Below are 17,214 nucleotides of genomic sequence, written 5' to 3' on the forward strand. Positions count from 1 at the left end.
AACAATGTATACCGAAAAGTGTAGAGTGAAAAATGAAGATTGGAAAATGAGCAAAAGCTTTTTACATTCATCATTCATCATTCCTCGTTCATCATTCATCATTCATCATTCATCAATGTCTCTTTCGCATATTAACGCTGATGGTAATCCGGCCATGGTCGATGTGGGGGCCAAGGCCGTAACGCGCCGGACGGCCCGCGCCCGCAGCGTAGTCGAGCTGGGCAATGCCATCATGCAACACCTGGCCGGCTCCGACATACAAACCAAAAAAGGACCGGTTTTTCAGACGGCTATTATTGCCGGAACGATGGCCGCCAAACGGACCGACGAGCTGATTCCGCTCTGCCATTCGCTGGGGCTCGACAATTGCCAGCTTACCATCTCAACCGAGGGGTCAGCAGCCATTGTCGAGTGTCTGGTATCGACCGAAGGAAAAACCGGGGTCGAGATGGAAGCGTTGGTCGGGGCGTCGGTGGCTGCGCTGACGATCTACGATATGTGCAAGGCGATGTCGCACGATATTACCATCCGCGAAACCTTTTTAGTCGAAAAAACCGGTGGCAAGCGCGACTTTAAACGGGACTAACCCGACGGGACTGAAGGGGCTGATCCTGACCGGGGGACAAAGCCGTCGCATGGGGCAGGACAAATCCCAGCTTGTTTACCACCAGAAACCACAGCGCGACCACCTGGTCGATCTGCTTCGCCCGTATTGCCAGGCTGTATTCTGGTCGGTCAATGCCGACCAGGCGGCTGCGCTTACCAGTGGCACACAGCCGTTCATCGTTGATGCGTTGGCCATCCGCAGTCCGCTCAACGGAATCCTGTCGGCGTTTCGGCATGATTCTTCGGTGGCCTGGCTGGTGGTGGCCTGCGACATGCCCCTGCTGACCAGTCGCTCGCTGGAAGCCCTGCTGACTAACCGCGACCCGACCCGGCTGGCCACAGTCTTTTACGACTCAACGGGGCGGGCGCCTGAGCCGCTGCTAGGCATATACGAGCCTGCCTTTGCGCCGGTGGCCGACCGGGCCGTAGCCGACGGACAGCTGTCGCCCCGGCAGATTCTCCAGTCGCAGCCTGTTCAGCTGCTGACGGTTCCCGACGTTCGGGAGCTGACCAACGTGAACGACCCGGTAGCCCGCCACGCGCTTGGTCGCTAAACCATCTGGTCTGTGAAGCGGTTTATTGAGTTCCGTTTAGAGCGCTACTATTGGCGTACTCCAAACGGTATAAACCACTATGCACACACTTCATCGGGTATTTCTTGCCGTCGGATCGGTCCTGCTGGGCAACACCGTGTCGGCCCAGCGCGCCGAAGCCACAACCGACCTGCGCCAGTTCAGCGAACAGCGCCTGCGTCATCAGAAAACGCTTGGCCTAGCACTGGGGAGCTATGCCCTGGCCAACATTGCCGTGGGCAGTATCGCGGCCGGGCAAACCTCGGGGCAGACCAGATATTTTCACCAGATGAATGTATACTGGAATCTATTCAACCTGGGTATTGCGGGCGCGGGCTTGCTGGGTGGGCGTAAACGCAGCACCGGGGGCGAAACGCTGGCCGATGCGGTGCGGCAGCATGAAAACCTGAAACAGCTGCTGCTGGTCAACGCGGGCCTGGACGTAGCTTACGTGGTGGGCGGGGCTTACCTGCGTCAGCGGGCCGATCTAAAGCCGGACAAAGCCGATCAGCTGCGGGGATACGGCACATCGGTCATGGTACAGGGCGGGTTTCTGCTGGCTTTTGACCTGGTCAATTATTTTATCGCCAAAAACCGGGGCGACCGGCAGGAGCGGCTCCTGCTGTCGGCCGGGCCATCGGGCGTCGGGGTGGTCGTGCCTATCCGATAAATTTAATCCGAACCGATTGTTGTCCGGCGCCGGTCAATTACCGGAGGCCGGGCTTTTACTGCTATTTTATGACGACAAGAACTGTAAAAACCGACGAAGATTTTCTGCGCGAAGCCATTCAGATGGCCCGCGAAGGAATGAAAACCGGGCAGGGTGGCCCCTTTGGCTGCGTCATTGTCCGCAACGGCGAAATTATTGGCCGGGGCTGTAACCGGGTTACCTCCACCAACGACCCGACCGCCCATGCCGAAGTCGAAGCCATCCGGGATGCCTGCCGGAATCTGGGCTCGTTTCAGCTCAGCGACTGTACGTTATACACCTCCTGCGAGCCCTGTCCGATGTGCCTGGGGGCCATTTACTGGGCCAGACCCAGCCGGATTGTATACGGCGCCTTTCACTCCGATGCGGCCGGTGCTGGTTTCGATGATCAATTCATCTATGAGGAGATCGACAAGCCGCGCGACCAACGGTCAATTCCCATGCAGCAATGTCTGCGGCAGGAGGCCGATGCCGTTTTTCAGGAGTGGATCGGGTGGGAGGGGCGTATACGTTACTAGCGAAAAGGACGTACGGGTAACGGTTGAAAAAACGTACTTTTGCTGAAAATTAACCGGCTCCGGCCCCTGGTCTGGAGTCGATAACGTATTGTCTGTCTCATGCCTGGAATGGAATTCTTCGGCGCCCTGGAGCGCACCGAAATCAACGATGTCCTAGAAACGGGTATCCTGTTTCGTTATAATCACGAAGCCCAGCGAAACAACATCTACAAGGCCCGCGAGTTCGAAGCCGAAGTAGCTAAACTGGTGGGTGCCAAGTACGCCCATGCTGTATCGAGCGGATCGACGGCCGCGCTCTGTGCCATGGTAGCAGCCGGGATCGGCGCTGGCGATGAGGTAATTGTGCCGCCATTTACGTACATCGCCACCATCGAGGCTGTACTGATGGTGGGGGCTTTGCCCGTTTTTGCCGACATCGATGAGACGCTTTGCCTGAGCGCCGACAGTATCCGCAGGGCCATTACGCCCCGTACCAAGGGCGTTTGCCTGGTGCATATGTGTGGGCAGATGGCCGATATGGAGGCTATTATGGCGGTCATCGATGATCACAAACTGGTGCTGGTCGAAGACGCCGGTCAGGCCATGGGGGCCAGCTACAAAGGGGTGTCGACGGGCCTCTGGGGCAAAACCGGCGCCTATTCGTTCGACTTCTTCAAGATTGCAACGGCGGGTGAAGGGGGCGTTATGGTGACCAATGACGAACAGGCCTATAAACATGCCGACTCGTTCTCGGACCATGGCCACGACCATATCGGAACTAACCGGGGTATGGAACAACACCCCATTCTAGGCTTTAACTATCGGATCAGCGAGCTACATGCCGCCGTTGGGCTAGTGCAAACGCGTCGGGTGCCGGACATTATCGAGAAGAACAACGCCCACAAAAAACAGCTGATGGCTACGCTGGGTGCGATTCCGGGCGTGTCGTTTGCCCGCATTCCCGATCCAGACGGCGACTCGGCTACCTTCCTGAACCTGCTGCTGCCCGATACCCAAACCGCTGGGCGTGTTATAGCCGAACTGAACGCAGCCGGGGTCGGTGGATTCAACTACTGGTTCACCAACATGTACCACTTTATTAATCAGTGGGACCATATCAAACAGATGCGGACGGCGTCGGCCCTGCCCATCGAAAAGTTTGGCGCTCCTCAGGACTATACTACCCTCGATTTGCCCGGCGCTCAGTCGGTAATCGGTCGGCTTATCTCGTTCGGTATCCGGGCTAGCTGGACAACCGAAGAGGTAGCGACTCTGGCCGAAAACGTGGGTGCTGCCATTCGTAAAGCCACCCTTATTGAAGCGTAACCCCCATGACAACCACCGTACCAACCGCTACCCGATCGGCACACAAGAATTTTAAAGGTATCGAAAAGACCGTGTTCGGACGCGGTAGCTTCGATCAGCTCGATGAGATTCTGGCTCCGCACCGGACCGACAATGAAGGCTATTTCGTTTTCCTCGTTGATAACTACTTTAAAGGAAAACCGCTCGAGAACCGGGTGCCGACACATAGCGAGGATCTCACCTTTTACATCAGCGTAGAAGAACACGAACCCACCACCCAGCAGATCGACGAACTCCGCGACGAAATTCTGGCCACGCGCGGCCTGCCGTCCGGGGTTGTCGGGATTGGGGGCGGCAGCATCATGGACATCGCCAAGGCGCTGTCGCTGATGCTGACGAACGAAGGGTCTTCAACGCTGTATCAGGGACTCAACCTCATCAAAAAACCAGGTGTTTATCACGTGGGGGTGCCTACGATTTCGGGTACCGGTGCCGAGGTGTCCATGACCGCCGTACTGACCGGGCCGGTTAAGAAGCTGGGCCTTAAATGTGAATGGACCGTTTTTAACCAGATCATTCTCGATCCGGACCTGATTGCGAGCGTACCCCGCAACTGGTGGTTCTATACCGGTATGGATACCTATATCCACTGCATCGAGTCGGAAAACGGGCGGATGAATAACGCCTACTCCCACGCCTTTGCCGAGCAGTCGCTTAAGCTGTGCCGGGAGGTGTTTCTGGGCGATCAGTCCGGACAGACGCCCGAAAACGACGAGAAGCTGATGGTCGCTTCGCTCATGGGCGGGCTTAGCCTGACCTATTCAGAAGTAGGCGTATGCCACGCACTCAGCTACGGCCTGTCCAAAATTCTGGGCACCCGTCACTGCTACGCCAACTGTCTGATCATGAATCACCTGGCCGATTATTACCCCGAAGGCGTAGCGGAGTTCAGGCAGATGGTGGCTTACCACCAGATCGATTTACCGCAGGGGCTGTCGGCCAACTGGAGTGACGAGACGCTGACCCGCATGGCTGAGGTGTCGTATAACCTGCCGCATATGTGGCTGCACGCCATCGGGCCCCACTGGCAGGAGGTAATTACCATTGATTTGCTGAAGGACCTGTTCCGGCGGCTGTAGCTGGTTTTGCCGGAGCGGGCCTATCCCGCTTCGGTAAAACCAATTTCTTTGCTTCTATGATAATTGGCATTATTCCGGCCCGGTACGGCTCAACGCGTTTCCCGGGCAAACCGCTGGCCGATATTGGCGGCAAACCAATGATTGTTCGTGTGCTCGAGCAAGCCTGCCAGGCCCGGTTGCTGGACCGGGTTGTTGTCGCTACCGACGATGAACGCATTGCCGAAGTCGTTCGGCAGGCAGGTGGTGAGGTGGCCATGACCCACTCCGACCACGTAAACGGTACCCAGCGTTGCCAGGAAGCCTATGCCCAACTGGTCGACAGCGGCAGTATACCCACCGCCGGACCTCATTATGTTATCAACATACAGGGCGATGAGCCGTTTATCAACCCTGCTCAGATCGATGAGCTGGCGGCTGTCCTCGACGGATCGGTAGAACTGGCCACCCAGATGTCGCCCGTCGAGTCGGCGGAGATACTGCACAGTACGGGCGAGGTTAAAATTGTCCTGAACGCGAGACAGGAAGCGCTTTATTTCAGTCGTCAGCCGATTCCATTTTTTCGTGATCTTGATCCGGCGCGCTGGCATGAGCACCACCCGTACCAGCGGCATGTGGGCCTGTATGGCTACCGGGCCGATATACTGGAAAAAATTGCCGCACTGCCCATCATGCCCCTTCAGCAGGCTGAATCGCTGGAGCAGCTGGCCTGGCTGGAAGCGGGGTACTGCATCAAACTGGTGACGACTGTTCACCAGAGCCAGGCCGTAGATGATCCATCTGACATTGACCGGGCTTTGCAGAGTAGCCGGCAGGGCTAAAATCGTCGTTGTTCTCACGCTGTTCATTCTCGTATGTCGTCTCACCATATCGTTCGTGACAAGCAGGAGCCTGCTTTGCTGATTGCCAACGGCGAAGCCTGCCAGCCCGAACTGCTTGGCCAGCTGCTCGAGTGGAGTCCAACGGTGGTGGTGCTCGACAGTGCTATCTGGCGGGTGCTCGATCTGGGTATTAAAGTAGATGTGCTGCTGGGCGACTTTGACCGGGATCTCGACCTAGCGACCATCCGGGCGCAGCAATATCCGCTCGACGTGGTTCACACGCCCGACCAGGATAAAACCGATCTGGAGAAAGGAATAGAGTATCTGATCGGCCGGGGTTATCCGGCTGTCAATATCATCTGGGCAACGGGCCGCCGGGCCGACCATAGTCTGACCAATATGACCAATATTGTCAGGTACAAAGACCAGATCCGGATTGTCATGCTCGACGACCACTCCCGCATTTTTCCGCTCGTAGGTCGATTCGAGAAATGGTACGAAGCGGGCACGCCACTCTCCCTGGTTCCGGTGGGAACGGTAACCGGCATAACTACCGAAGGATTGAAATACAACGTACAGAACGATACCATGACCCTCGGCTATCGTACGGGAAGCAGCAACGAAGCAGCCGCCGACGGCTTCGTTCGTGTCGAGGCCCAGACCGGCGATCTGCTGCTCATGGAGTGCTGGGACTAACCGCTGCCGGGGCGTTGGAACCGGGTTAGGGCACCCGTACCAGTCGGCCCTGGGGGAGCGGTGGGGCGGGCACTACCCAGCCATCGTTGATCACCAATCGGTACAGATACACACCCGCCGGCGCGTCCTCGCCGGTATCGGCGCGCCCGTCCCATACCCATTCATTCAGCCCAACCCGGGCCGTTTGTCCGGTCGTACGGCTGCGCAGATGCCGGACCGGTCGACCCTTCAGATCCGTAATGACAAGCTGCACCTCGTTTGGAGCGCGTTCGCCTGTGAGCGAAAACGAGAAAACAACCTGATCGCGGAACGGATTGGGGTAAGCCGTAAAGTCGGTAAGCGCCGGGGCTCGTACCACCCGAAATCGCGTTCGATAGGGTACGGCCACGTTCCCGACGGCATCCTGTGCCGTAGCAATGAGGCCATAGTCGCCTTCAGCCAGCGATGCCGACTGGTACCGCACCCGGAATACATTATCGGCACCGGCTGGCTGGATCCAGGCGTTTTCCCAGCTAAGCCGCTCCCAGGTCAACTGCCCGGGGCGTTGTAGCAGCAGAGCCATACCGGTGGTGTCGCGTCGGCGTAGCGAGCGGTTATCATCGGCCACCAGGATGTCTAGCACCGGATTAGCCGACACCACGGCACCCTCGTTGATCCGAGCCCCGTCGAACGCCACTTCCAGCAGCGGGGCCAGTTGATCGGCCTGCACCGGCAGGGGGAGGTCGAGTGTATTATTCAGCAGCGAATACTCGGCTTGCAGGCCGGGGTTGACCGTCATCATGAGCCGGTTCAGCCCGGGTATCGACACGGTCGGTACGTGCACCGTAAACCGGATTGTATCGCCGGGAGCGGGGGCTTTAATCCGGAATCGACTGAGTTGGGGCTGGGGGAGACGGGCCCCGTAAAGAACCTGCTGCACGACCAGGGAGTCCTGGAAAGGATGCGGACTGAGGTTCGTAAAAGCCACCGGAACCGCTACACTATCACCCTGGCGCAGGTCATTCGTCGCCAGGGCTGTCGATAGCCAGACTTGTCCTTCGGGCAGGCCTTTGTTGGCCGCGGCCGGATGGTAGGTAAACTGTGCCGACTGCCAGGGTGCCTCTGCCGACAGGACGGGCCGTACGCGCCAGAAATAGCGGGTCGGTGCGGGGCCGGTGAGCGTAGCCGGTACCGACAGGCCGTTCTGAGCCGTGAGCTGCCAGGATAGCCGACCGGGACTGGTAAACCGGGCACTCGTATCGAGTTCAACCGTATACAGCTGCTGTGGCTGCCCAAACGGCTGGGCAATGAGCCGGATTTGCCGCTCGGCGATAACCGCCGACATCGGCGGGTAGATAAGCCGGGGTAGCTGACCGGGTACGGTTAGTTCGGCCTGTAGTTGATTGTTGGTTCGGTTCACTTCCGGAATCGCATCAACACGGTCGGCCGGGTTCAGAGACAGGTCGAATCGGTTGGCGCCTTCGGTAGTACGCTCATTCGGAATGGTTAGGCTTATGGTGTCGCGGTAAGCAACGGTGCTGGGCCAGCTCAGGTTATACACGCCCGATTCGCGGCCCTGGATAAACCGGCGTATCCGTATCGGCAACCGGCCAGCCTGGTAGCGGCCCGTGTTCTGGATGACTACCCGGATCGTGACCGAATCGCTGGCGCTGGTCAGCGCCCCACCGTCTGTTCCCTCGATCCGTAGTCCACCTGGTACAAATCCATAGTCGGGTGTGGGAAACGGAAACGGGCGGATTGCGGGGTCGCCCTGTAAAACCATTTGCTGGGCATTGGCCAGGGCCAGACCTGTCGGGGTGTCGGTCAGGATGCGCCGGATGGTCTCCTGCTGAAGCTCTCCGATGGACCGGTCGAGCCAGGTGCTGTCGGTCAGTAGACCGTAAAACACGGTGCTGTACTGATCGAGGGTGCTGATGTAGCCGAGGTGACTTTGGGCAATGGCCGCGATGGCTCCCCGTTCGGGCGTCAGTATCCAGTCGGTGGTGAGGGTGGGGCGGCCGAAGAAGAAATTGCCGATAGCACAGCCATTAATCAATAGAACCGGGTAGCGGCCCCGGTTCCGGTAGCCCAGTGCATCATCTGAGCAGAACCCAATATTCAGGTCGGTCACCGACAGGCCCGCGTGACCAAAAAACGTAATCAGCCCAAGGCCTTCGTTCACCTGCGGGGCAATATTGAGGTTTTCGGTGGGGGTCGTCGTCTGTTTGTTTACGGTTGCTACCCGAGCGCCCAGCGCGGCTCCCGTGGCCTGGCGCCCGTAGGCATCGACCAGCGACCTGAACAACCTGGATTCGTCGGGTGAGGTGCCTCCGCTGAGGTGAAGCAGCTGTTTGCGCCAGGGGGTGTCGGTGGGGAGCTGTTCGTATTCGATTACCTTGTTCAGGTAAGCCAGTACATCGTCCGGGGTGGCGGCATTAATACGGCCCGTTGGCAGGCGGGGGACGTCGCGGAGGGCACCGTCCAGACCGGCCGTCAGCGCTGCGTCCGAACTGGGGAACCCCATCGTCATGACCATATCCAGCCCGGCCTGGTCGGGGTTTTGCCGCACCCCCGCTGCACTGCGGCTCCGGCCCAGCAGCAACAGAAATTCGGGCGGTGCCGCGCCGGATGCCCGACTCTGCCGCAGGAGCTGATCAGCGAAACGCCGGATGGCCAGGGGGTGCCGTTCGCCGTAGCTATACTGATCGATCAGCTGCGACATGGTTACGGTCAGCGTATCGAAGCCGCCCCCCGCGGCCGACGCCCGGTAAGCGGCATAGTCCCGTACGGCGTTGGTACTACGGGCTGTTGGCCGCATCAGGTTTTCGTGGGTGACAATCAGATAGGTAGGCCGCCGGTTGCGCCAGTCGACGAACGTGACGGGCCGAATGTCCGGGACCGGGTCGACCTGGCTACTGCAAAGAATGATCCGCTCCTGATCGGTGCCAGGCACGATGAGCCGGGCGGTGGAGCCGGTCTGCCGGTGCTGGATCAGCGTGGGCGCGTTGGGGTCTGTGATGTCGAAAAATCGGGCCGCAGCCGGAACATCCAGGATAACGAGCCGCGACCGACCGGCCGAATGGGGTGGCAACCGAAACAGACACTGCGACTGGTTACTGGCCGTGAGTTGTTGCGGATAGCGAAGCCGCAGGTACGACAGGGAGTAGCGGTTTCCATCAGCGGCCGCGGTCGATACCAGCAACTGATTGTCGGAACCGACGTCCTGCCAGCTGAGGGTATCGCGGAGGTGAGCGTTGGCGTAGAGAGAAAAAATGGCCGAACCAAACAGCCGCTGGGCGTCAGCCGCTGGTCCCACCCGTCCCTCCACCCGGTGGGTGGTGTAATCGCGGCCGGTCAGCAGGATGTCGAGCTGGGGGGGCGGCCCCGATCGATACGGGTTGGATACCAGGAAACCGGCCGTGTAAGGGACGCTCTGCTGAATGACACCCGTATGCCCTTCGCCGGGTTCGTAGTGACTGTATTCTAGTTTGGGCGGTATCCCGGCTGCGTAACCGGGGTAGGTATCGGTGAATAGTCGAAGCTCCTCCGCCCAATGGTACTCGACCGGTTGCAGGTCTGCTGCCGTTGTGTCGGTAAAGGTAGTCATCCGCCGACCCGCGGGACCTCCCGATCGCCAGGTCAGAAAATAAGCGGTCGTGTCGCTGAACAGGCTGTAGTACGTATGCGGCTGCGCCGGTCCGGGCTGGTCAGCGTCACTCCGGTACAGCGCCGAATCGGCGAGACCATCGTTGCCGCGGCCATAGAACTCGATGTAGTCGTCCGGATCGAATCGACCGTCGGTTTCGTCTACTACCCGAATGGCCTGCTCTCTTCCCCGATGAAATAGCTGTATGGTCTTTGGGTCGATGGCCTGTACAACCACCCCCCGTTTTTGCAGATCCTGGCTCGTAATGCGGTAGAGACCCGGCTGAGCTATGGAAATTTTGTAGTAAGATTGGCTGTATGTAATCCATTCATTACCAGCTGGTGAGGGCTGGGCAGAGATAGTTGAGCCAGCGAGCCAGCAGAACATCGTAAAGGCATCTAGTCGAAGCATAGCGGTGGGTAATCAGTCGAAATATACATACTGTTCTAGCTTGTATATAAAAAGCGTCTGCCGTTCAGCCCGTTATAGCACCATTAATCATGGAAAAACAAGATATTTAATAAAGTACCTTGTATCGCATAGTACCTTATGCTACCTTTGATGTATCAATTTTAACGCAATCCCGTACACCGATGAATATAGAAAATGCTCAGGTGCAGATGCGCAAGGGAATATTGGAGTTCTGCATTCTGCACATCATATCGCGGGGCGAGGTATATGCCTCCGATATGCTCGACGAGCTAACCTCCGCCCGAATCATGGTGGTAGAAGGTACGCTCTACCCGCTGCTGACCCGCCTGAAAAATGCGGGCCTGCTCGACTATAAATGGGTAGAATCGACCTCCGGACCGCCCCGCAAGTATTATATCCTGACTGACCTGGGCCGTAACTCGCTCGACGCGCTGAACGATACCTGGCAGGAGTTATCGGAGTCGGTACATTCTATTGTGAGCAAAACTGACCAGCACCGCAAGCCCACCAACGGGAACACCCCCGTTGCGGCATCCGTCGATCCCATCAACCCTTCTTCTGCAACCAACTAACCCGACCTAAACCAGTAAAAGGACCGGACTGAAGTCCGGGTTACGACCATGAAAAAGACAATCAGCATCAACATCAGTGGTGTCATCTTCCACATCGAAGAAGATGGCTATGATAAACTGAGAAATTACCTGACTTCGGTTCAGCAGTATTTCTCAACCTACGAGGACAGCCAGGAGATTGTGACTGACATAGAGAACCGAATTGCCGAAAAACTGCTGGCCAAGTTGAAAGCAACCGGCAATCAGGTGGTTTCGCTCGATGACGTCAACGAACTGGTGGCGGCCATGGGTACGGTTTCTGATTTCGAAGCGGTAGAAGAAGAAGAAGTGCTGGTCACCAACGGCGGGCGCAACTCAGCCTTCAACAGCGGCCAGAAAGCCCCCGGCGCATCTGCCACTGCAACTGGCGGCTCGTCATCTGCATTCAGTGGGCAGCCCGCCGGTACCTACGGAGAGCCCCGCCGGCTGGTGCGCGACCTGCGCCGGAAGACCCTGGGCGGGGTAGCGGCCGGTCTGGCCCACTACTTCAACATCGACGTCGTCTGGATCCGGCTCATCTTCTTGACCCTGTTTCTGGCCCTGCCGCCCGTTGGTGAAGGGTTTGGAGCCAGCATATCGGGCTTCGCTCTGTTCATCTACATTGCCATGTGGATTGCGCTGCCGGGTGTAATGACCATCGAAGAGGACAAGACGGTGAAGAAGTTTTACCGGAACCCCGAAGATAAAGTGCTGGGCGGGGTAGCGTCGGGGATCGCGGCTTACTTCGGTATCGACACGGGAGTCGTACGGCTGCTGTTCGTCCTGGGTATCGTGTTCTTCGGGGTGGGCTTTCTGCTGTACGTTGTTCTGTGGATGGTAGCTCCTACGGCTAAAACGCTGACCGAGAAGATGGAAATGCAGGGACAGCCCATTACGCTCTCAAACATTGAGTCGAGCATCAAGCAGAACCTGAACATCAACGAGTCGCCGAATAACGAAAGTACCCTGACCCGTATTCTGCTGTTCCCCTTCCGGGCCATCGCTACGATCATTGGAGGCCTTGGCAGCGCACTCGGTCCCTTGCTGAACGGCGTCGTGGCGGTAATCCGGGTCTTCGCCGGGATTATCTGTCTGGTCATTGCGTTCGCGCTGATGATTGCCTGTCTGGCCATAACCGGTGCCGCCTTCGGTATTGAGTCGGGGGCGGAGTTTGGTGATATTCCAATCGGATTTGTACGGGCCGATATTACCATGCCCATGATTGTAGCGGCCTTTGCCGTTGGTATGATTCAGGCCTTCGCCGTGGCGGTACTGGGTGTCATGCTGATCACGACACGGCCGCTCATCAGCAGCCGTACCGCGCTGACGCTGGGCGGGGTTTATCTGGTCAGCCTGGTCATTCTGCTGGGCACCGTCAGTCCGCTGATCAGCAGCTTCCAGCGCAGTGGTACCGTTGAAGAAACCAAAACGCTGACCATAGCAGCCGCTATACCGACTTTCGAACTGGCCGAAATGAATGCCGACGATTGGAGACCATCCATCGAACTGAAAGGGTACGAAGGGTCAACGATCAGTCTGGTACAACGCTTTCGGGCGCAGGGTAGCAGCCGTGCCAACGCACAGGCTAACGCCCGCCAGATCGACTACCGATACACAGTTCGCGATTCGGTGATCGCGTTTGAGAATACCATTACGCTGAAACCAAAATCACGCTTCCGGGCCCAGGATCTGGATATGGAGGTGATGCTGCCTTATGAGAAACCGTTCCGTATGTCGAAAGACTTTGCCCTGTTTATCCGGAATGAGTTCGGGGGTAAAGAAATTGACCGGATGGAAGCCAGCATCTGGAAGTTCACCAAAAACGACGGACTGGTTTGCCTCAACTTCCCGCGCGAAAAAGACCGCAGCTACGACGGGAACGACGAGGACAACGACGTAACTGACCTGACCGACGACGTGCAGAATGCCGTAGCTAACGAGCTGGGCGATGATTTCGACGACATCGGTAGCAACACCCGCCAGTTCAACGTGAGCAACTTCTCGAAGGTCGACGTAGGGGGCGCTTTCGTAGTACGGTTCCGCAAAGGCGATACGTATAAAGTGGTGGCCGACGGCCGCGAAGATGACCTCGAAGATGTCAGCGTGAAGGTCAGTGGTAATACCCTCGACGTGTCGGTCGATCGGCGGGGTATCTTCGACTGGAAGAACCGAAAGCGCATCGGGCTGACGATTACCGTACCTGCGATTGACGAGCTGAAACTATCGGGCGCATCGAAAGCGAACCTGACCGGCTTCGGGTCCTACAATAAGCTGAACATTGGTATGAGCGGAGCCTGCCGTACGGTTTTCGACGGAGATGTCACTGACCTGACCATCGATCTGTCGGGGGCGTCGAATATCGTGCTGCGGGGCCGGGCCACCCGGGTAGAAGCTGATTTGAGCGGAGCCAGCAAAATCGAAGCCACCAGCATGCAGATCGAGAAAGCTACTATCGATGCCAGCGGAGCCAGCCATGCGACCCTGGGTCAGGTCGGCTCGCTGGACTCCGAAACGTCGGGTGCCAGTAAGGTAACCCGTCAGTAAAAGACGCTGCTTTACCCTTCGTCAACGGCCCCGGACATACGTGTTCGGGGCCGTTGACTGTATGGAGAAAATGCAAAAAGGTATCGTGGCATACATACCACGGCTTAGCTGGCTATTACCAGCGGTCATTGTCTGATTGCGCCGTTTTTTATCTTACGAAAGACGCTAATCATTTACTGCAAAAAAAGAACGACTATCAAAAGAATAGTCAGATGAATAGCCTATTTGAAAATTTATAGATTTGCTTTAAGCGAAATGCCAATTGGCTGTAATACAATTATTTCAGAAGGATAAACCTATAACTCTTTGTCTATTCATTTTTGGAAATTTTCAAATATAAATTTAGGAGAGGTAATTTTCTGACAGGGAAGAAATTGTGTCTTTTTTGTAAGTTGAATGAATAGTTAGAGCTTAGAAAAAATGATGTATTTAGGTGGTAGTTGATGTTGAAGTGAGTAGCAGTATTAATCAAAATTATTTCAATAGTGTAATACAACAGTTGTCTGATGAATAGTTTTTCGATCAACCCATGTAGGTGATTTTTAATGCTATACCTAACGTACATGGGGTTGTGTTAAAAAAATAATGAAAGTAAAGTAGAGAGTTGTATTAAGGTGTAAGGCGCCATTCCGGTTTGTTTTTTTTATGGTATAAAGCTTATGGATTTTATAGTATAGGCAATAAAGTACTTGTTCATTTTGTCAGCTACAGTTAGTAGATTTTCGAAATAATAAATATTTGTCTGATATATATACTAGACTGGTATATTAATTTTTTTGTCGATTCTTTAGCGTAAGATACAGTAAACTCATAAAAATAAAATCACTAAAGTTTACAGGAAATTTTAGTGATTTTATTTTGTGTAAACTTTTTGCGTCTATATTACATCGAATTAATAATTATAGCTACACCGGATTTATGCTAAATGAACGCCTGTGTCAGCTCGGTTTCATTTTCACCTTTTTAGCTTATTTTTTAACGTTTAACTTATTTTTTCATGGAAGACGATTTTTTAGGTGAAATCAAACTGTTCGCCGGTTCCTTTGCTCCCTTAAACTGGGCATTCTGCGACGGGTCAATCCTGCGGATTCGTGGGAACGATGCCCTTTTTTCAATTCTGGGAGCTCGGTACGGTGGCGATGGCTTAACTACCTTTGCGCTGCCCGATTTACGGGGGCGCGAGGCCATTGGGTCTGGAGCCGGGCCGGGATTAAGCAACTTTTCGTTAGGAAAGACCGGTGGTTCGGTAACTGTCACCTTAACAACGGCTCAGATTGCCGCCACGTCCGTTAAAGTAGGTAACGACCCTGCTCAGGCTACCAAAGTAACCGCTCTGACGAGTGCAGCTGCGCAGCCACACAGCAACGTACCGCCTTGCCTGAGCCTGAATTTTATCATCTGTATCAGGGGCATGTATCCTGCGCGTGACTGAACCAGGTTATTGATTGGTTAGTGAGATCGACTTTGCCGACTGATCAGATGAGCCTGGTATTATCATGGCTCAGAAATAAACCAGTTGTCGGAATAAATGCCCGACTTAACGCCCTGCTGATTAGCTTATCTAGTGCACAATAGGGTCTAAATTCTAGTCTAGTTTGACATCCTTAATCTATTTAGCGTATGAATCCATGTCTAGGAGAAGTTAAATTATTTGCTGGTGACTTCCCGCCCAAAGGATGGGAATTTTGCCGCGGGCAACTTCTTGCTGTTTCAAGTAATCCAGCCTTATTTTCGGTGATTGGCAATACCTACGGTGGAAATGGTACTATCACGTTTGCCTTACCGGACCTGCGTGGCCGTGAGGCCGTTGGAGCAGGACAGGGGCCAGGCTTGAGCAGTATTGATTTTGGAAAGGCTTCCGGTAGCGAAACCGAAATGTTATCGCATGCGCAAGCCGGTGTAAAAGCGGTTAGCATTGGTAATGACGCTGCCCAGGCGACGCAGACCACCGTATTGGGGGTGAGTAACGCGCAGCCCCACGAAAATCGTTTCCCGTATCTGGCCCTGAACTACATCATTTGTATTGAAGGAGATTATCCTAGGCGTGATTAACCTACGCACAGGAGCTACACTGATACGATACCTTGAGAACCCACAATTGTAAACTCAGTACGTTTAAAACCTAAAAGCCGTTTCTTGTATGGAAGGTTATGTTGGAGAAATCAAATTATTTGCTGGCGACTATGCGCCTATGAACTGGGCCTTCTGCCACGGACAAATGCTGTCTATTAGGGAAAACCAGATCTTATACTCCATAACGGCAAATCTCTATGGTGGTGATGGCAGGGACACCTTTGCGCTACCCGATCTGCGCGGCCGGGTTCCTGTTGGGCAGGGGCAGGGGAAGGATCAAAATGTCAATTTTGCATTAGGCGCTAAGCAAGGAGCTGAGAACGTGACTCTGACTGATAAACAGAATGGTGTAGCTCCGGTCTCTGTGGGTAACAACACCGCGCTGGCCACACAAACTGCTGTCCTAACCCCTACACCCGCACAACCGCATAACAACCGTGCCCCCTATCTGGGCCTGCATTATATTATCTGTTTAAGGGGATACTATCCTGAGAGAGATTAAGCTTTGTTGGTGGTTTTGCCACACTTAGTCAATCATGGTCATCCTGAGTTTTGATTGAGGGTAAAAGCCACCACCAGCGCGTTTGAGATGGCTAAGCGCAGTCCGTAAATCGGCACCGAAAAGTATCGGTGCCGATTGCCTGTTCGGACCGCCCACTGCTGAACAAAAGGGGGCGCCCAACCCGTCTAGTTGCGTAGCAGCGATAACAAAAAGTCATAGACTAGACTCAACGTACCTAACAGCTTTTGCCGGTTCTCCCAGAACCGTAGCCCGGGCGATTCTATAGCTAACTCAGCAGTGCCTGCCCGAAAAGCCTGTTCGATCTGTCCCGGCGGGAACTGCATTGATGCATATAACTGTGTACCAGCTCCAAGCCGGATCCGGATACAGGCCTGGCCACCCCCGGGTGATGTCGCAAAAACACCGCTCCAAAGGCGCATCCACAACCCGTTCGTAGCGGCTGTTGACACTACTTTTGTAGAAAAACAGCGCGATGAGAAAACTAAAACTGCAGGTCCAAATGACCGTCGACGGCTATATAGGCGGCCCTAACGGCGAAATGGACTGGATGACTTTCGACTGGGACGATGCCCTGAAGGCGTATGTAAAAGAACTGACTGACCCCGTAGACTGTATTGTTCTGGGCCGAAAACTGGCCGAAGGGTTCATCCCATACTGGGCCTCTGTGGCGGCTAATCCCGACAATCCGGATTACGAAGCCGGGCAGAAATTCACCCAGACCAGCAAGGTCGTTTTCTCCAGAACCCTCAGCCAGTCGATCTGGGACAACACAACGGTTGCCACTGGTTCGCTTGCCGACGAAATTGGGCGACTGAAAGCACAGGCCGGTCAGGATATCATGGCGTACGGCGGAGCCAGCTTCGTTTCGTCGCTGATCCGGGAAGGGTTGATCGATGAATTGCACTTGCTGATTAACCCGGCGGCCATTGGACGCGGACTCCCCATCTTTGGCGAGGCTGATGGAAAACAGAATCTACAACTGATCAACACCCTTCCGTTCGATTGTGGTATCGTTTTGCTTCATTACGAACCAGTACGCAGCAACTCATAAGTGCCACTTCGCAAAAAGGCTCCCGCTTCCTGGA

At 55.3% G+C, this 17,214-nt stretch carries 15 protein-coding genes; 14 read left to right on the forward strand and 1 reads right to left on the reverse strand.

Features of this window, described 5'->3' with window-relative positions; translation table 11 throughout:
- Nucleotides 1-115 precede the first annotated feature (115 nt).
- The 8 genes from moaC (at nt 116) to FBR45_RS07660 (ending at nt 6,342) form a co-directional block, all read left to right on the forward strand.
- The gene (moaC, locus tag FBR45_RS07625; protein WP_138500817.1) at nt 116-586 is read left to right on the forward strand and encodes a cyclic pyranopterin monophosphate synthase MoaC; all 471 of its coding nucleotides are present in this window, start codon (nt 116-118) and stop codon (nt 584-586) included.
- On the forward strand, nt 558-1,160 hold the full coding sequence (locus FBR45_RS07630; protein ID WP_246082144.1) for an NTP transferase domain-containing protein: 603 nt from the start codon (nt 558-560) through the stop codon (nt 1,158-1,160). The genes moaC and FBR45_RS07630 overlap by 29 nt, the downstream gene beginning before the upstream one ends.
- Nucleotides 1,161-1,239: 79 nt before the next feature.
- Nucleotides 1,240-1,848 carry a DUF6992 family protein gene (locus tag FBR45_RS07635; RefSeq protein ID WP_138500819.1) on the forward strand — a complete coding sequence of 203 codons (609 nt, stop codon included), beginning with the start codon at nt 1,240-1,242 and terminating at the stop codon, nt 1,846-1,848.
- A gap of 68 nt (nt 1,849-1,916) precedes the next feature.
- Entirely contained in the window at nt 1,917-2,405 is a 489-nt protein-coding gene (locus FBR45_RS07640) for a nucleoside deaminase (RefSeq protein WP_138500821.1), read from the forward strand.
- A gap of 99 nt (nt 2,406-2,504) precedes the next feature.
- A complete protein-coding gene (locus tag FBR45_RS07645; RefSeq protein WP_246082145.1) occupies nt 2,505-3,710 on the forward strand; it encodes a DegT/DnrJ/EryC1/StrS family aminotransferase in 1,206 nt (401 codons plus the stop codon).
- A gap of 5 nt (nt 3,711-3,715) precedes the next feature.
- Nucleotides 3,716-4,828 (forward strand): iron-containing alcohol dehydrogenase family protein, encoded by a 1,113-nt coding sequence (locus tag FBR45_RS07650; RefSeq protein ID WP_138500823.1) that lies wholly within the window; start codon nt 3,716-3,718, stop codon nt 4,826-4,828.
- Nucleotides 4,829-4,884: 56 nt separating this feature from the next.
- Nucleotides 4,885-5,646, forward strand: coding sequence for a 3-deoxy-manno-octulosonate cytidylyltransferase (gene kdsB / locus FBR45_RS07655; protein ID WP_138500825.1), 762 nt, complete (start codon nt 4,885-4,887; stop codon nt 5,644-5,646).
- Nucleotides 5,647-5,679: 33 nt separating this feature from the next.
- Complete coding sequence (locus tag FBR45_RS07660) at nt 5,680-6,342, forward strand: thiamine diphosphokinase (protein ID WP_138500826.1); 663 nt, start codon at nt 5,680-5,682, stop codon at nt 6,340-6,342.
- Nucleotides 6,343-6,367: 25 nt separating this feature from the next.
- On the opposite strand, the gene porU2 is transcribed toward FBR45_RS07660, so the two are convergent.
- Nucleotides 6,368-10,378, reverse strand: coding sequence for a putative type IX secretion system sortase PorU2 (porU2, locus tag FBR45_RS07665; RefSeq protein ID WP_138500828.1), 4,011 nt, complete (start codon nt 10,376-10,378; stop codon nt 6,368-6,370).
- A 182-nt stretch (nt 10,379-10,560) separates the two neighbouring features.
- On the opposite strand from porU2, the gene FBR45_RS07670 reads away from it, so the two are divergent.
- The 6 genes from FBR45_RS07670 to FBR45_RS07695 all read left to right on the forward strand — a co-directional run bounded on the left by FBR45_RS07670 (nt 10,561) and on the right by FBR45_RS07695 (nt 17,180).
- A complete protein-coding gene (locus tag FBR45_RS07670) occupies nt 10,561-10,971 on the forward strand; it encodes a PadR family transcriptional regulator (protein WP_138500830.1) in 411 nt (136 codons plus the stop codon).
- A gap of 48 nt (nt 10,972-11,019) precedes the next feature.
- The gene (locus FBR45_RS07675) at nt 11,020-13,533 is read left to right on the forward strand and encodes a PspC domain-containing protein (RefSeq protein WP_138500832.1); all 2,514 of its coding nucleotides are present in this window, start codon (nt 11,020-11,022) and stop codon (nt 13,531-13,533) included.
- A 997-nt stretch (nt 13,534-14,530) separates the two neighbouring features.
- Nucleotides 14,531-14,965 carry a phage tail protein gene (locus tag FBR45_RS07680; protein ID WP_138500834.1) on the forward strand — a complete coding sequence of 145 codons (435 nt, stop codon included), beginning with the start codon at nt 14,531-14,533 and terminating at the stop codon, nt 14,963-14,965.
- A gap of 188 nt (nt 14,966-15,153) precedes the next feature.
- Nucleotides 15,154-15,585 carry a phage tail protein gene (locus tag FBR45_RS07685; RefSeq protein WP_138500836.1) on the forward strand — a complete coding sequence of 144 codons (432 nt, stop codon included), beginning with the start codon at nt 15,154-15,156 and terminating at the stop codon, nt 15,583-15,585.
- 88 nt (nt 15,586-15,673) lie between these two features.
- Entirely contained in the window at nt 15,674-16,108 is a 435-nt protein-coding gene (locus tag FBR45_RS07690; protein WP_138500838.1) for a phage tail protein, read from the forward strand.
- 493 nt (nt 16,109-16,601) lie between these two features.
- Entirely contained in the window at nt 16,602-17,180 is a 579-nt protein-coding gene (locus FBR45_RS07695) for a dihydrofolate reductase family protein (protein ID WP_138500840.1), read from the forward strand.
- Nucleotides 17,181-17,214 lie beyond the last annotated feature (34 nt).

This window comes from Spirosoma lacussanchae (assembly GCF_005870035.1).
Classification (GTDB): Bacteria; Bacteroidota; Bacteroidia; order Cytophagales; family Spirosomataceae; genus Spirosoma; species Spirosoma lacussanchae.

What these genes read in the sequence shown, in the direction of transcription:
- moaC (WP_138500817.1), top strand. Translation starts at nt 116, where the DNA reads ATGTCTCTTTCGCATATTAACGCTGATGGTAATCCGGCCATGGTCGAT.
- FBR45_RS07635 (WP_138500819.1), top strand. Translation starts at nt 1,240, where the DNA reads ATGCACACACTTCATCGGGTATTTCTTGCCGTCGGATCGGTCCTGCTG.
- FBR45_RS07640 (WP_138500821.1), top strand. Translation starts at nt 1,917, where the DNA reads ATGACGACAAGAACTGTAAAAACCGACGAAGATTTTCTGCGCGAAGCC.
- FBR45_RS07645 (WP_246082145.1), top strand. Translation starts at nt 2,505, where the DNA reads ATGCCTGGAATGGAATTCTTCGGCGCCCTGGAGCGCACCGAAATCAAC.
- FBR45_RS07650 (WP_138500823.1), top strand. Translation starts at nt 3,716, where the DNA reads ATGACAACCACCGTACCAACCGCTACCCGATCGGCACACAAGAATTTT.
- kdsB (WP_138500825.1), top strand. Translation starts at nt 4,885, where the DNA reads ATGATAATTGGCATTATTCCGGCCCGGTACGGCTCAACGCGTTTCCCG.
- FBR45_RS07660 (WP_138500826.1), top strand. Translation starts at nt 5,680, where the DNA reads ATGTCGTCTCACCATATCGTTCGTGACAAGCAGGAGCCTGCTTTGCTG.
- porU2 (WP_138500828.1), bottom strand. Translation starts at nt 10,378, where the DNA reads ATGCTTCGACTAGATGCCTTTACGATGTTCTGCTGGCTCGCTGGCTCA.
- FBR45_RS07670 (WP_138500830.1), top strand. Translation starts at nt 10,561, where the DNA reads ATGAATATAGAAAATGCTCAGGTGCAGATGCGCAAGGGAATATTGGAG.
- FBR45_RS07675 (WP_138500832.1), top strand. Translation starts at nt 11,020, where the DNA reads ATGAAAAAGACAATCAGCATCAACATCAGTGGTGTCATCTTCCACATC.
- FBR45_RS07680 (WP_138500834.1), top strand. Translation starts at nt 14,531, where the DNA reads ATGGAAGACGATTTTTTAGGTGAAATCAAACTGTTCGCCGGTTCCTTT.
- FBR45_RS07685 (WP_138500836.1), top strand. Translation starts at nt 15,154, where the DNA reads ATGAATCCATGTCTAGGAGAAGTTAAATTATTTGCTGGTGACTTCCCG.
- FBR45_RS07690 (WP_138500838.1), top strand. Translation starts at nt 15,674, where the DNA reads ATGGAAGGTTATGTTGGAGAAATCAAATTATTTGCTGGCGACTATGCG.
- FBR45_RS07695 (WP_138500840.1), top strand. Translation starts at nt 16,602, where the DNA reads ATGAGAAAACTAAAACTGCAGGTCCAAATGACCGTCGACGGCTATATA.